Annotated in this window: 12 protein-coding genes; 10 read left to right on the top strand and 2 right to left on the bottom strand. The window is 69.3% G+C overall.

Annotation, left to right across the window (positions count from 1 at the left end; genetic code table 11):
• Window positions 1-188 precede the first annotated feature (188 nt).
• A complete protein-coding gene (locus NS3_RS15440; RefSeq protein ID WP_174550475.1) occupies window positions 189-1,598 on the top strand; it encodes an acyl-CoA dehydrogenase family protein in 1,410 nt (469 codons plus the stop codon).
• Window positions 1,599-1,631: 33 nt separating this feature from the next.
• Window positions 1,632-2,840 carry an acyl-CoA dehydrogenase family protein gene (locus tag NS3_RS15435; protein ID WP_067860162.1) on the top strand — a complete coding sequence of 403 codons (1,209 nt, stop codon included), beginning with the start codon at window positions 1,632-1,634 and terminating at the stop codon, window positions 2,838-2,840.
• A gap of 139 nt (window positions 2,841-2,979) precedes the next feature.
• On the opposite strand, the gene NS3_RS15430 is transcribed toward NS3_RS15435, so the two are convergent.
• Window positions 2,980-3,183 carry a hypothetical protein gene (locus tag NS3_RS15430; protein ID WP_157101362.1) on the bottom strand — a complete coding sequence of 68 codons (204 nt, stop codon included), beginning with the start codon at window positions 3,181-3,183 and terminating at the stop codon, window positions 2,980-2,982.
• Window positions 3,184-3,561: 378 nt separating this feature from the next.
• Here NS3_RS15430 and NS3_RS15425 point away from each other — a divergent pair, with 378 nt between their 5' ends.
• From NS3_RS15425 to NS3_RS15395, 7 genes are all read left to right on the top strand, one after another.
• Window positions 3,562-4,233, top strand: coding sequence for a hypothetical protein (locus NS3_RS15425; RefSeq protein WP_067860158.1), 672 nt, complete (start codon window positions 3,562-3,564; stop codon window positions 4,231-4,233).
• A 248-nt stretch (window positions 4,234-4,481) separates the two neighbouring features.
• Complete coding sequence (locus NS3_RS15420; protein ID WP_067860364.1) at window positions 4,482-6,110, top strand: acyl-CoA synthetase; 1,629 nt, start codon at window positions 4,482-4,484, stop codon at window positions 6,108-6,110.
• 162 nt (window positions 6,111-6,272) lie between these two features.
• On the top strand, window positions 6,273-6,836 hold the full coding sequence (locus NS3_RS15415) for a hypothetical protein (RefSeq protein ID WP_067860362.1): 564 nt from the start codon (window positions 6,273-6,275) through the stop codon (window positions 6,834-6,836).
• Between the two features lie 578 nt (window positions 6,837-7,414).
• Complete coding sequence (locus tag NS3_RS15410; RefSeq protein ID WP_373865314.1) at window positions 7,415-8,893, top strand: PepSY-associated TM helix domain-containing protein; 1,479 nt, start codon at window positions 7,415-7,417, stop codon at window positions 8,891-8,893.
• Window positions 8,894-9,049: 156 nt separating this feature from the next.
• Window positions 9,050-9,772, top strand: coding sequence for a DUF8020 domain-containing protein (locus NS3_RS15405; RefSeq protein ID WP_067860156.1), 723 nt, complete (start codon window positions 9,050-9,052; stop codon window positions 9,770-9,772).
• A 116-nt stretch (window positions 9,773-9,888) separates the two neighbouring features.
• A complete protein-coding gene (locus NS3_RS15400; protein WP_067860154.1) occupies window positions 9,889-10,359 on the top strand; it encodes a DUF4383 domain-containing protein in 471 nt (156 codons plus the stop codon).
• A gap of 78 nt (window positions 10,360-10,437) precedes the next feature.
• Entirely contained in the window at window positions 10,438-10,902 is a 465-nt protein-coding gene (locus NS3_RS15395; RefSeq protein WP_067860152.1) for an SRPBCC family protein, read from the top strand.
• 101 nt (window positions 10,903-11,003) lie between these two features.
• Here NS3_RS15395 and galK read toward each other — a convergent pair whose 3' ends face one another.
• Window positions 11,004-12,104: a galactokinase gene (galK, locus tag NS3_RS15390; RefSeq protein ID WP_067860358.1), complete on the bottom strand. Its 1,101-nt coding sequence runs from the start codon at window positions 12,102-12,104 to the stop codon at window positions 11,004-11,006.
• A gap of 402 nt (window positions 12,105-12,506) precedes the next feature.
• On the opposite strand from galK, the gene NS3_RS15385 reads away from it, so the two are divergent.
• Window positions 12,507-14,126: a diguanylate cyclase domain-containing protein gene (locus NS3_RS15385; RefSeq protein WP_067860150.1), complete on the top strand. Its 1,620-nt coding sequence runs from the start codon at window positions 12,507-12,509 to the stop codon at window positions 14,124-14,126.
• Window positions 14,127-14,140: the final 14 nt, after the last annotated feature.

The raw sequence follows: 14,140 nt of genomic DNA, 5'->3' as shown, positions 1-14,140 counted from the left end.
GGGGGACGATGCCGCCACCGTAGCGGAATCGGACGATTTCTGAACCGCCTTTGTTTCAGAAACTTCACAACGATCCGCGTGCGGCCGCTCCGGGCGACTCGACGCCGTTCTTACTCTGAAGTAAGGTAGGTATTACTCAGGAGTAAGAACGACCGATCCTGACCTCACCCCACCCCAGCAGAAAACAGGTGATGATGAGCACCCGAGACAGCGCGACGAAGCGACGTCCCGCGAACGGACGCAGCGACGACTCCGCCGTCGGCCTGAACCAGCCCAAGCGGGACTGGATGGGCACGGCGATGCGGGTCATGACGACGATCACCGGCTCCGATCTCGTCGAGAAGTACAACCTGCGCAAGCCGATCGAGCGCGTCACCTACGAGAGCACCAAGAGCGGCTTCCGCACCCTCGGCGCGGCCACCAGGGCGTTCAAGAAGGTCTCGGGCGGCGGCGCGCCGCAGCGGCTGCCCGACAACGAGTCCAAGACCAAAGACTTCTTCGACCTCACCCCCACCGACGACCAGCAGATGATCGTCGAGACGGTGAAGGATTTCGCCGCCGAGATCATCCGCCCGGCCGCCGCCGCGGCCGACGCCGAGACCAAGGCGCCCGCCGACCTGGTCGCTCGCGCCGCCGAGCTCGGCATCACCGTCATCAATGTGCCCGAAGAACTCGACGGTGTGGCCACCGAACGCGGCGCGGTCACCAACGCGCTGGTCGCCGAGGCGCTCGCGCACGGCGACATGGGCCTGGCGCTGCCGATTCTTGCGCCCAGCGGCGTCGCGGTCGCGCTCTCGCAGTGGGGCACCGACGCCCAGCAACGCACCTACCTGCCCGCCTTCGCCGGCGAGAACGTGCCGCAGGCCTCGGTGGTCATCGCCGAGCCGCGCCCGCTGTTCGACCCGTTCGCGCTGCAGACCAAGGCCACCCGCTCCCCCAGCGGCTACCGCCTCAACGGCGTGAAGAGCCTGGTGCCCGCCGCCGCCGACGCCGAGCTGTTCCTGATCGCCGCCGAACTCGACGGCCGTCCGGCGCTGTTCATCGTCGAGTCCGAGGCCAAGGGCCTGGTGGTGGAGGCCGACCCGAGCATGGGCCTGCGCGCCGCGGGTCTCGGACGCCTGATCCTCGAGGACGTCGCGGTCTCCGCCGAGGCCGTGCTGGGCGATGCCGATCCGATCGCCCGCGCCGAGGAATACGCCGACGCGGTGCGACTGGCCCGACTGGGCTGGGCCTCGCTGGCGATCGGCACCGGTCAGGCCGTGCTCGACTACGTGATCCCCTACGTCAACGAGCGTGAGGCGTTCGGCGAGCCGATCTCGCACCGGCAGGCGGTGGCCTTCATGGTCGCCGACATCGCCATCGAACTCGACGGCCTGCGCCTGGTCACCCTGCGCGGCGCCGCCCGCGCCGAACAGGGCCGTTCCTTCGGCCGCGAGGCCGCGCTGGCCCGCAAGCTGGCCACCGACAAGGGCATGAAGATCGGCCTGGACGGCGTGCAGCTGCTGGGTGGGCACGGCTTCACCAAGGAGCACCCGGTCGAGCGCTGGTACCGCGATCTGCGCGCCATCGGCGTCGCCGAGGGCGTCGTCCTCATCTGACCGGCTCGACCAGTTCTTTCAGGAGACCCTCTCATGATCAATCTCGAACTCCCCAAGAAGCTGCGGGCCAGCGCCAACCAGGCGCATCAGGTGGCCGCGCACATCTTCCGCCCCATCTCGCGCAAGTACGACCTGGCCGAGCACGAGTACCCCAAGGAACTCGACACCATGGCCGCCATGGTCGAGGGCCTGTCGGACTCCGGCACCCAGAAGATCAGCGGCGCCACCGGCGGCCGCGCCGACGCCGCGGACAAGGGCGGAAACAGCAACGGCGGCAATATGTCCGCGCTGCTCAACGCCCTGGAGACGTCCTGGGGCGATGTCGGCCTGATGCTCTCGATCCCCTACCAGGGGCTGGGCAACGCGGCGATCGCGGCGGTGTCCACCGACGAGCAGCTGCAGCGCTTCGGCAAGGTGTGGGCCGCGATGGCGATCACCGAGCCGTCCTTCGGCTCCGACTCCGCGGCCGTGAGCACCACCGCCGTGCGCGACGGTGACGAGTGGGTGCTCAACGGCGAGAAGATCTTCGTGACCGCGGGCCAGCGCGCCACCCACATCGTCGTGTGGGCCACGGTCGACAAGAGCAAGGGCCGCGCGGCGATCAAGTCGTTCGTCGTGCCGCGCGACGCCCCCGGCCTGTCGGTCGCCCGCCTCGAGCACAAGCTCGGCATCCGCGCCTCCGACACCGCGGTGCTGCTGCTGCAGGACTGCCGGATCCCGGCCGACAACATCCTCGGCAGCCCGGAAGTCAACGTCGAGAAGGGCTTCGCGGGGGTCATGCAGACCTTCGACAACACCCGTCCGCTGGTGGCCGCGATGGCCATCGGCGTGGCTCGCGCCGCGCTCGAAGAACTGCGCCATCTGCTCGAGGGTGCGGGCGTCGAGGTCTCCTACGACACCCCGGCGATGAACCAGCACGCCGCGGCGGCCGAGTTCCTGCGGATGGAGGCCGATTACGAGGCCGCGTATCTGTTGGCGCTGCGCGCGGCATGGATGGCCGACAACAAGAAGCCGAACTCGCTGGAAGCCTCGATGTCGAAGGCCAAGGCGGGGCGCACCGGCACCGACGTCACCCTCAAGGCCGTCGAGCTGGCGGGCACTTTGGGCTACTCGGAGAACCTGTTGCTGGAGAAGTGGGGCCGCGACTCGAAGATCCTCGACATCTTCGAAGGCACCCAACAGATCCAGCAGCTCATCGTCGCCCGCCGGGTGCTGGGCAAGACGAGCGCCGAGCTCAAGTAGCAGGTCGGACGAACGGAAAACCGGTGCGGGTCGCTTCTTCGACTCGTGCCGGTTTTTCGGTTTTCTACCGGGTACGTTCCCCCCGGCTCGCCTGGACCTTCGTCCGCGATGCTCGACGCCGGAGTTGCCGTATGAGAGGTCAGTTCCCGCCGCCGGGCCGACCGTCCGGGCTCCACGGCACGGAGACGACCGGCGCCTCGATGATCATCATTCCTGGCTCGGTATGCCCCTCCCGCCAGAGAAAGTCGAAAAAGGCCAGCTCACCTGCTATCAGTGCGATTGTCACCGCAAGTCTCACCAGCAGCTTCGACAACCACCGCGGTCGAATCGACAGCTTCTTCACCCCGCGCTCCCATCCCTGCGACATCAGGTCAATCGCGCATGGGACGGCCAGGCATTACACGCGTGGCCCTCGGCCGCGTCGTCGAGGAATCGGCGCAGGGCCGGCAAAGCCCCTTGCCGGATTCCACGTTTTCGAAGCGGAGCAACGGGCTTCGCGCAGCACCCGAAATCTGTTTCGCGAGACCCGGGAAGAAGATCGGCTAATCTCGGAAAGGTCCGCATCGCGGTATCGCATCGGTGGGCTCGATGCACCCGTGAGGTTTGCGCGCCTGTCGGATGAGGTAATTCTGTTCGTAAGTTGTCCTATGCAACGACTTTCCACGACCCGGTTCAACCAACGACTCAGCTCGACCTACGATTCGCGCGAGGAGATCGGTTTATGCGTCGACCGAAGTTCACACGTCATCTCACCGCCGCTGTGGCCACAACAGCGATGTTCGGAGCGGTTCTCGCCGGACCGGTAGCCGCCGAGGAGAACCGAGTTCCCGCACCGGGTGATTCCGGTACCACGTCGTTCGACATGAACGACGCTTTGCGGCAGTTGCGTTCGACGGTCTCAGGCAACCCGGCGGCGGAGGCGGCCGTCGATCGCCTGCTGGCCGAACGACCGCAGGTTCCGGGCGCGGCCGAGGTCGCCCTGCCCGCGCAGGTCTTCCAGATCCCGGCGAACTCCGACATCGGTCGCACCGGCGCGTCACCGGGTGTGCACGGCTCCGGTGTCGCGCTGGGGATCAACGGCTTCCAGTTCGGCTACTTCGGCGGACCGGGCACGATCGCGCCCAACCAGGACGGCGCGAAGCTCGAGGTGGCCTGGCTGAACCTGTCCAACGGGCGCAGCGGCTTCGAAGTGCTGAACCAGCACTTGGACATTCCGGTCGACACCTCCATCCGCTCGCGGTCGTTCGACCCGGGTGGCGGCCTGATCGTGGCGGCGGCGTACGGCACGCTCTGGCACCGTTGGCCCGCACCGGTCGACGAGGCGCATCCGGACGGTTTCCACTACCAGCGCGCCACCATCGATTTTCCTTCGCTGGGCGCGGTATACAACTGAGAAAGCCGATCGAATCCGGCCGCCCGGTCCCGGCTCGGCGGCCGGATTCGATCAATCTTCACGGATCAGCCGCCAGGTGAACCATTTGGTCCATCCGACCTACCGGGAGGCTATTTCACAAGGTGGCCGCGCCCGCTTTGTCGCCTTTGTGTGTGACCGGCCACACCATCTGCTGCTACGGTAGCCGCACATGCCGTTCGATTTCGCTAGGTCAAGGGCCGACGCGACGGTTAGTGGAGGTGTAAGTGGTGAACCTGGCGCACACGCTGGAAACCATCAAGGCTGTGCGATTGCTGAGTTCGCGCGGAATCGCCGATCTCACCAATCCGAAGGAGACGGTGCAGAACCTTCGGGAAGTCCGCCAGATGGGCCCCCAGGCAGCCGCTGTCCGCCATTCCGCCCGGATCGCCCCGGATCGCCCGGCCTTGGTCGACGAGCGCGGTGAGCTGAGCTACCGCGAACTCGACGACCAGTCCACCGCCGTGGCGCGTGGCCTGCAGGCGGCAGGCATCACCGAGGGCACCGTCGTGGCCGTGCTGGCCCGCGACCACCGCGGTCTGCTCATGTCCAAGATCGCCGCGGGCAAGCTGGGCGCGCGCATCGCGCTGATGAACACCGGCTTCGCCAAGCCGCAGTTCGCCGAGGTCTGCGCGCGCGAGAAGGTGCAGGCGGTGCTGCACGACAGCGAGTTCCTCGACCTGCTCGACGCGCTGCCGCCGGAGCTGCCCCGCTACCTGACCTGGGTCGACGAGGGCACCGACATCCCGCAGGGCACCAAGACCTTCGACGATCTGATCGCGGAGAACTCCACCGAGGAACTGCCGCCTCCGAGCACGCCCGGCGGCTTCATCATCCTCACCAGCGGCACCACCGGCCTGCCCAAGGGCGCACCGCGCACCAAGGTCTCGCCGTTCGCCACGGCGCAGTTCCTCGACCGGATGCCGTTCAAGAAGTTCGACACGATGGTGATCGTCTCGCCGATCTTCCACAGCACCGGTCTGGGCACCTGGCTCATCGGCTCGATCCTGGCGAACAAGATCGTCGTGCGCCGCCGCTTCGACGCCGAGGCCACGCTGAAGATGGTCTCCGATCACAAGGCCGACATCCTGGTGGCCGTGCCCACCATGCTGCACCGGATGGTGGAGCTGCCCGAGGAGGTGCGCGCCAAGTACGACACCTCCTCGCTGAAGGCCATCATCCTCGCCGGCTCGGCGCTCTCCCCGGAGTTGTCGGTGCGTGCGGCCGAGGTGTTCGGCCCGGTGGTCCACAACCTGTACGGCTCCACCGAGGTCGCCATCGCCACCATCGCCAAGCCGGACGAGCTGGCGATCGCGCCGGGTACGGTCGGACGTCCGCCCATCACCTGTGACGTGCGGCTCTACGACGAGAACGATCAGCGGATCGAGGGCAACAACGTCACCGGTCGCATCTTCGTCCGCAGCGGCGCGCCCTTCGAGGGCTACACCGACGGCAGGCACAAGCAGATCATCGACGGCTACATGTCCACCGGCGACATGGGCCACTTCCAGGACCAGGGTCTGCTCATGGTCGACGGCCGCGACGACGACATGATCGTCTCCGGCGGCGAGAACGTCTACCCGCAGGAAGTCGAGAACCTGCTGCTCGAGCGTGACGACGTGTTCGACGCGGCGGTCGTCGGCGTCGACGACGTGGAGTTCGGCAAGCGCCTGCGCGCGTTCGTCGTGCCCGAGCCGGGCAAGCCGCAGCCCGACGCCGAGGAGCTCAAGGCCTACATCAAGAGCAACCTGGCCCGCTACAAGGTGCCGCGCGACGTCGTCTTCCTCGACGATCTGCCGCGCAACGCCACCGGCAAGCTGCTGCGCCGCACGCTGGTCGAGTACGACATCAACGCCTGATCACACAACACCTGATCTCGGCTCGCCCGAGTTCTCTGTTCGATTCGAGCGGAGCGGCCCTGAAAGCCGCTCCGCTCGGTCGTTTCCGCCGTAGTGCGCCGGCGAGAACCGGTCTGGTCGCAGCGCTCGAGCGGCTGTGGTGCCGTCCGCTATCATCAGCCGGTGCAGAGCAGCATCCACCGGTCGGCAGCGTGGCGTCGTGACGCCGTCGCTCGCCTGCGCGGTGGGTCGGCGGGCGCGGTCTCGGGCGCGGTGTCCATCGCCGCGCACGGCTGGGCCGCTGCCACCGCGGCGCCCGGAAGCTCCACTCTGGCGCTGCTCGCCGCCGCATCGGCCGTCGTCGGCGCGCTGGTCGCCGGCATCGGCCCGCTGCGCGACACCACCTCCGGTCTGGTCGCCGCGCTGATCGCCGGCCAGCTCCTCGGCCACGTCACCCTCGGCTTCGGCTCCGGACACCCCCAGCACGGCGCCGACCCGATGAGCTGGCAGATGCTGGTCGCGCACCTGCTCGCGGCCCTGTTCGCCGCCATCGTCATCCGCGGCGCGGAAGCGGCCTACCGCATCGGCACCACGGTGCTGGCGCGAGTGCTCCCGCTGCGCCGCGAACTCCCTGTGCACGTCGAACCCGTCCCGCTGCGCACCCGGTATCGAGACCGCGTCATCCTGCGCGTATTCGCTGCCCGGGCGCTGCGCACGCGCGCCCCGCCGCGCCCGGTCTTCGCCTGATTCCACTCCACCCGGTGCGCGTCCATCGGCCGCGCCCGTTCCTCGCACGCCGTCGCGGCGCCGATCCTCGCGGATCAGCGCGAGTCTCGTCCCCCGGTCCCGTGTTCACGACACCGGCACCGTGGACGAGTCGCGACCGCGCGGCCGCACCGCCGATCGCGCGGCCACACCGCTGAGCGCCCCCGCTCGTCTATGCGGCACGGCCGACGAGTCACACCGTGACCGAGCGCCATTCGTGTCCGGCGATGCGCCGTGCGCCCAACGCGCGAGGACACCGGGTAATCCCTCTTCAGAACGAGAAGACTGTGAAAACAACAGAATCTCTGGCGCCTGGCACCGGTCCTACACCGCCGCCAGGCACCAGTCCGCCGCCGCCTGGCGCCGGTCCCACACCGCCGGGCGCGGATCCCACAGCGCCGCAAGGCACCACATCGCCGTCGGACACCACACCCGCGATGTCCGACGAAGCGCACGCGCATCCCGCCACCGCGGCGACACCGGCCCGAGCATCGGTGACATCGTTCGAGGAGCAGACCCGCACCGCGTCGAGGCCCGGCCCGGATTCGACTCCAAAGCGGATTTCCACGACCGAGCCGCGCGCCGCGACGACGGCCGGCGCCGCCGACTCGAACCGGGAGAGCCGAGCCGAGCCGAGCCCGGGGCGACGTGGCGGCGTGCAGGCACTGGCCATGCGGCTGCACTTCTACGCCGGGGTCTTCGTGGCCCCGTTCATCCTGGTCGCCGCGGTCACCGGCGCGCTCTACGCGATCTCGCCGACCCTCGAGCAGTTCGTCTCCCGCGATCTGCTGACCGTGGACCAGAGCGGTGCGCCGCGGCCGCTGGCCCAGCAGATCGACGCCGCCACCGCGCTGCGCCCGGATCTCGCGCTGGTGGCGGTCTCCCCCGCGCCCGGCGCGACCGATACCACGCGGGTGATCTTCGCCGATCCCGCGCTCGGTGAGTCGGAGCGGCACGCGGTGTTCGTCGACCCGTACACCGCCGAACCCGTCGGCGAATCGGTCGTCTACGGCAGTTCCGGCGCGTTGCCCCTGCGCACCTGGATCGACCACCTGCACCGGGATCTGCACCTGGGCGAACCGGGCCGGCTCTACAGCGAACTGGCCGCCTCCTGGCTCTGGATCGTCGCACTGGCCGGTCTCGCCCTGTGGTGGCGGCGGGTCCGTTCCCGCCGGTCCCGGAACTCCGCGGCCTGGTTGTCGGCCCCCGACCGCAGCCGACCCGGCCGGCTGCGGAATATGAACTGGCACGGCGCGATCGGCGTGTGGATCCTGCCGCTGGCGGCGCTGCTGTCGGTGACCGGTATGACGTGGTCGGCCTATGCCGGCGCCAATATCGGCGATCTGCGCACCCAGCTCGACTGGACCACACCTGCGGTGAGCACCGCGCTCGGCGAGGGCGCGCCCGCGGCCGCTCCGGGCGGGAACCACCAGCATCACGGTGGCGTCCATGCGGTCGGCGACCCTGCCGACTCCGGCTCGCGCGCGCAGGAGATCGACCGCGCCTACGCGGCCGCGCAGGCGGCGGGCATCACCCAGGCCGTCGAGATCACCGTGCCCGCGAAAGCCGACCGGGCCTATGCCGTGAAGGAACGGCGGCTTCCCGGGATCTACACCGTCGACTCGGTCGCGGTGGACGGGCGCACCGGAGCGATCACCGATCGGCTCGACTACGCCGATTGGCCGCTGATGGCCAAGCTCACCAACTGGGGCATCCAGTTCCACATGGGCCTGATGTTCGGCCTGGCCAACCAACTGCTGCTGCTCGCCGCCATGATCGGCCTGATCGTGGTGATCGTGCTCGGTTACCGGATGTGGTGGCAGCGCAGGCCGACCAGGGACGCCGCGCGCTTCGCGTTCGGCCGGGCCCCGCGCCGTGGTGTGTTGCGAGCGAGTTCGCCGTGGCTGGTGCTCCCGTTGCTCGCCGCGGCCGTGGTCGTCGGCTGGTTCGTGCCGCTGGTCGGCCTGAGCCTGCTCGGCTTCCTCGTGATCGACACCCTCCTCGGTCTGCGACAGCGTTTCGCCACCGCCGGGTCCTGACACAACAGAGTTCTGACAACCCCCTGAACATCGCCGGGGTTCCGCCCCGGCACCCACCGACGGCAGCCGTTCCCGCACGGCCGTCGCGGCGCGCACTGTCGCGCCCGACGGCGGCCACGGACCGCGCCGTCCCCCAACGAAGGAGTTCGACTTCTCATGCGCTTCAACCGTTTTGCCGTCACCACCGCCGCCCTGCTCACCGCCATGGGGGTGACCGCGGGAACCGCCCTCGCCGCGCCCGCGCAGCAGGATCGTCCCGCCGACCCGCAGGCGGTCGGCTTCTCCGCCCATGCCACCGACACCGCCTCCGTCATCGAGATCGCAGGCGGCGCCCTGCGCGTCCAGGACGACAGCTTGCAGATCACCGCGGGCGACGGCACCGTCGTCGCGGCCACCCCGCTGCACTTCACCCTCGACGAGTTCACCTTCCCCATCGCCGCCGACATCACTGGTAATCGCGCCACGCTCACCCCGCAACTCGACCCGGCGAAGGCGGTCTACACCCCGGTCGCCCTGCCGTACGAGAACTCCGCGCCGTGGAAGACCGAGTACGAACGTGAGCAGGCCGCGTGGTCGCGCATGACCAGCACCCTCAGCATGGGTGCCAGCATCGGCACCCTGCTCGGCGGGCTCGGCGGCGGCGCGATCGGCTGCGTCCTCGGCGGCATCGCCGGGGCCACCGTCGCTTCGGCGACCATCGTGGGCTTGTTCGGGCCGTTCATCCCGGCCGCCGCCGTCGGCTGCGTGGGCGGCATCCTCGCCGTCGGCGCACTGGGCACCCTGGCCGGGCAGATCCTGGTCACCGCACCCGTAGCCATCGGGGCCGCGCTGCAGTACTTCACCACCATCAACCAGCCGTTCACGCCGCCCGCCAAGTGACCCGGCCGCCCGATCACGGGCGGAGCGACACACGAACCCCGGCGTCGGCGACGCCGGGGTTTGTCGTATGCGCGTCCGGGCACCTCGCCGAACACCTCGCACGAAAGGGCACCGTCATGGCAACGTTCGACTCCACTACCAGGACGAACCAGTGGTCACCGGTCCGTATCGCCGCACTCGTGGTCGGCGTGGTGTTCCTGCTGGTCGGCATTCTCGGGTTCATCCCCGGCATCACGACGAACTACGACACCTTGGAGTGGGCAGGTCATCATTCCGAGGCGAAGTTGCTCGGCGTGTTCGAAGTCTCGATCCTGCACAACCTGGTGCATCTGGCCTTCGGCGTCGCGGGCGTACTGGCCGCACGCGCGGCGCGAGCGGCCGCGGGCTACCTGGTCGTCGGCGGCATCATCTATCTGGCCCTGTGGCTGTACGGGCTGGTCATCGACCAGGACAGCTCGGCCAATTTCGTCCCGGTGAACACCGCGGACAACTGGCTGCACTTCGTTCTCGGACTGGGCATGGTCGCGCTGGGTGTGCTGTTGCCGAAGTGGGTCGCCGGTCGCCGACACACCGGATTGCTGAACTGATGGCCGCCGGAGCACCGTTTGCACGGTCGGCTCTCGGGTAGCCGACCTGATGACCCGTAATCGAGGAAAGGGGTTCGCATGAGCACGATGGCCGCCACCGTGGACGTCGAGGTTCCTGTCCGCACCGCCTACAACCAGTGGACGCAGTTCGAGTCCTTCCCGCAGTTCATGGAAGGCGTGGAGACCGTCCGTCAACTCGACGACCGGCACACCCACTGGCGCGTCCACGTCGGGCCGACCACGCGGGAATTCGACGCCACCATCACCGAACAGCATCCCGACGAGCGCGTCGCGTGGAAGTCCGACTCGGGGCCGAACCACGCGGGCGTGATCACCTTCCACCGTCTCGACGACACCCACACCAGGGTGACCGCGCAGATGGACGTCGACCCGGAAGGCTTCGTGGAGAACGCCGCCGACAAGCTCGGTCTGCTGAAGCACCGAGTGAACGGTGACCTGAAGCGCTTCAAGGAGTTCATCGAGAGCCAGGGGTACGAGACCGGTGGCTGGCGCGGCGACATCCCGCGCCCGGGCACACTGTAGGTCGGCGAACACCCCAAGCCGCGGCGCGATGCCGCGGCTTCGGCGCGTGTCCGTCGGGCGGATACGAGCCGAGCAGGCGCGCGGCTGCGAAATCCGCGCGGCTACGAAATCACCGTGACGGTAACGGGATTCGGATGGCCGGCCGCGGCGAGGCGCTGCCCGGCCGCGAGCGCGACAGCCGCCGAGCGGCCGCGGTCGACCAGAGCGATGACGCTGCCGCCGAAACCGCCACCCACCATCCTGGCTCCGTACGCGCCCGCCGCCAGGGCCGCGTCCACCACGTCGTCCGACGCGGGCGTGGAGACCTCGAAGTCGTCGCGCAGCGAGGTGTGTCCCGCGACGAGGATCGGCCCGATCTCCCGGGGATCGGCACCGCCGCACAAGCTCTCGGCGATCGTGAGCACTCTCGCGTTCTCGGTGACCACGTGCCTGGCCCGCCGTCGCAGCACGGGGTCGGCGATACGCCCCAGCTCGCCGAGCGCGGTGACGTCGCGCAGCGCGGGCACACCCAGTTCCCTTGCCGCGGAAACGCATTCCGCGCGCCGACGCGCGTACCCGCCGCCGGCGTTCTCGTGCGGCTCGCCGGTGTCCAGCACGAGCAGTTCCAGTCCGGAGGTCGCGAGGTCGAAAGGGATCTGCTGACAACCGTCGTTGTCGGCAGCGCCCACCGCGGTGAAACGCCGCACATCGAGCAGTAGCGCATGTCCGGGTGTGCACAGCAGCGCCGCCGACTGGTCGAGAATCCCGGTGGGGGCACCCGCGTACTCGTTCTCCGCCGTCGCGGCGATGTCGATCAGTTCACGGACGCCGAGGCCGGGTGCGCAGAGATCGCGCATCGCCTGCGCCACAGCGCATGTCAGGGCCGCCGAACTCGCCAGCCCGGCCCCGATCGGCACCGCGCCGTCGACTTCGATCTCGATGCCGGGCACCGCGTGCCCGCGGGTGCGGAACTCGCCGACCACGCCCAGGACGTAGCGTGCCCATCCCGGGATTCGCTCACGCGCCTCGGCGAGTTCGCCGATCGCGACCGCCACCGGCTCACCCGGGCGTTGCCGGGAAGCGACCCGAGCCGTCGCGTCGGCGGTGAGGCGGGCGGTGCACCGTGTCACCAGCGGCAGCGCGACGGGGAGCACGAATCCGTCGTTGTAGTCGGTGTGCTCGCCGATGATGTTGACCCTGCCGGGCGCGACCCAGGTGCTCACCCGAACCATTGTGCTCCAGGCAACCACCGGGCATCGCCAGCGGTGAACCGCGCCCTGGCATTCCAGGCAAACGATCCCGCCGTGGTCGGGGTCCGTGCGATTATCAGATCAGTTGTCCAGGTCCGTTCGACCTGTCCGCAGCGCTCGGCCGGGACGGCTTTTCACAGCACCACTTCCAGCTCGACAACGTCGTCGGGGCCTCGATGCCGAGCCGGTATCGAGAGATCGATGCCGCCGTGGAGGAGTCGCCGATCAGCCTGCCGCACGGATGACCGCGTCGTCAGGGGCCGAGGGGGGTTGATGACAATGATCGAAACAGCTCCGGGATTCCGCCTGGGCAGTCTCAGAACACCGGGTGTTCTCCGAACACGTTGCTGCGTAGTACTTCTCGGTGCCTGGTGCGTGGTGATCACGGTGCCGCTACTGATCGGCGGGCGCTCGCTGTCGCTGGTGACGACGCTGGTCGTCGTGACAGGCGCGCTGGTCATGATCGGCTGCGGGTTGCGCAGGCACCGGCCCGCGCAGCCGCTGCCCTGGTATCTGCTGTCGGGCTCGGCGGGGCTGTTCGCGGCGGGTTCGACCTTGCAGGACGTCGGCCGGCCCGCCGCGCATGGTGCCGAGATCTGTCTTCTCGCCGCATATTTCGTCATGGCGCTGGCCGTCGCCGCCTGGCTGCGTCCGCGCAGACGGCGTGGCGACTACGACCTGGCGCTGGACTCGACCCTCATCGGCCTCGCGGCCATGCTCGCCTCCTGGACGTTCCTGATCTCGCCCGCGGTGGGCTCCGCGACGCCGATGACCGCCCTGCTCGTCGTCGGCCACCCGCTGCTCGACGCGGTACTGCTGGCCTCCCTGGCGCATTCGGTGGCCACGGTGGGGCGCTCGGAAACCTCGCTTCGGCTGTTGCATCTCGGGTTGTCCGCGGTGCTCGTCGGCGACCTGATGCGCAACCTCGACCGCGCCGGTCTGGCGCGGGTCGACCTGGCCGACCAGCGCGCAGCCACGCTGGTGGCCTATGCGGCGATCGGGATCGCGGCCCTGCACCCGACCATGGCGGTGCTGGGCGGCCCGGGTCGTGTCCATCCGCACCGGTCCCGGCAGCGGGCGAGCCTGATCGCGGGGGCGCTGATCGTGGCGGCCCTGGTGCCGGTGCTCGGTTCCACCCTGGAGACTGCCGACCGCGTGGTGGTGTCGTCGCTGTTCGCGCTGCTGCTGATCGGGGTGCTGCTGCGCAGCGAACGGGCCATCCAGCGCAGCCTGCGCAGCGAGCGCCGCGCCCAGTACCAGGCCGATCACGACATGCTGACCGGTCTGCTGAATCGTTCGGCGCTGTTGCGCGCGCTCTCGCGCGAGCACACGCCTTCGCGGCCGGGACCACTCGGCCTGCTCTTCATCGATCTGGATGGGTTCAAGCGGGTCAACGACAGCTACGGCCACGCCGTCGGCGACGAGTTGATCGCCGACGCCGCTGCCCGCATCCGCCGGGTGGCGGGCCGCGATCCCGTGGTCGCCCGCTACGGCGGCGACGAATTCGTGGTGCTCACCCCGTGCCTCGTGCAGCAGGCGGCGGCCCTGGCCGAGCGCCTGCTCGACGCGTTCACCACGCCGTTCGCGCTCAGCGTCGGAGCAGTGCGGGTGACTGCGAGCATCGGCATCGCGAGCACGCAGAGCGGCAGGCACGGCGTGCCCGTCGACGATCTGATCCGTCACGCGGACGCGGCCATGTACCACGCGAAGGAACGCGCCCTCGGCTACGCGTTGCACCCGAGCACCGTCGTCGACGATCTCGACACCGATCGAGCGGGCACCGAGGCGCCCGCGGCCGGTCAGACCCACACCGGCCGTGCCGGAGTGCCCGTCGTCAGCCGCCCCCACCGCGCGGGGAGCACCCAGCCGGGACAGGCGAAGGCCGGAAACCGTTGCACGGACACGGGTTCGGCCACCGAAGCCACCTCCGCCGGCGCCACGCTCACCGCCTGGCTCCGGCGCACCGGAAGGCAGACCGCCGGGCGCGTGGGCTGAACACGCCGGGGCGC

It is taken from the genome of Nocardia shimofusensis NBRC 100134, from assembly GCF_001613125.1.
Classification (GTDB): Bacteria; Actinomycetota; Actinomycetes; order Mycobacteriales; family Mycobacteriaceae; genus Nocardia; species Nocardia shimofusensis.
This window is presented reverse-complemented; position numbering and strand designations above follow the sequence as displayed.

Coding starts and splice junctions, on each gene's coding strand:
- NS3_RS15435 (WP_067860162.1), top strand. CDS start 1,632: ATGATCAATCTCGAACTCCCCAAGAAGCTGCGGGCCAGCGCCAACCAG.
- NS3_RS15400 (WP_067860154.1), top strand. CDS start 9,889: ATGGCAACGTTCGACTCCACTACCAGGACGAACCAGTGGTCACCGGTC.
- NS3_RS15405 (WP_067860156.1), top strand. CDS start 9,050: ATGCGCTTCAACCGTTTTGCCGTCACCACCGCCGCCCTGCTCACCGCC.
- NS3_RS15425 (WP_067860158.1), top strand. CDS start 3,562: ATGCGTCGACCGAAGTTCACACGTCATCTCACCGCCGCTGTGGCCACA.
- NS3_RS15395 (WP_067860152.1), top strand. CDS start 10,438: ATGAGCACGATGGCCGCCACCGTGGACGTCGAGGTTCCTGTCCGCACC.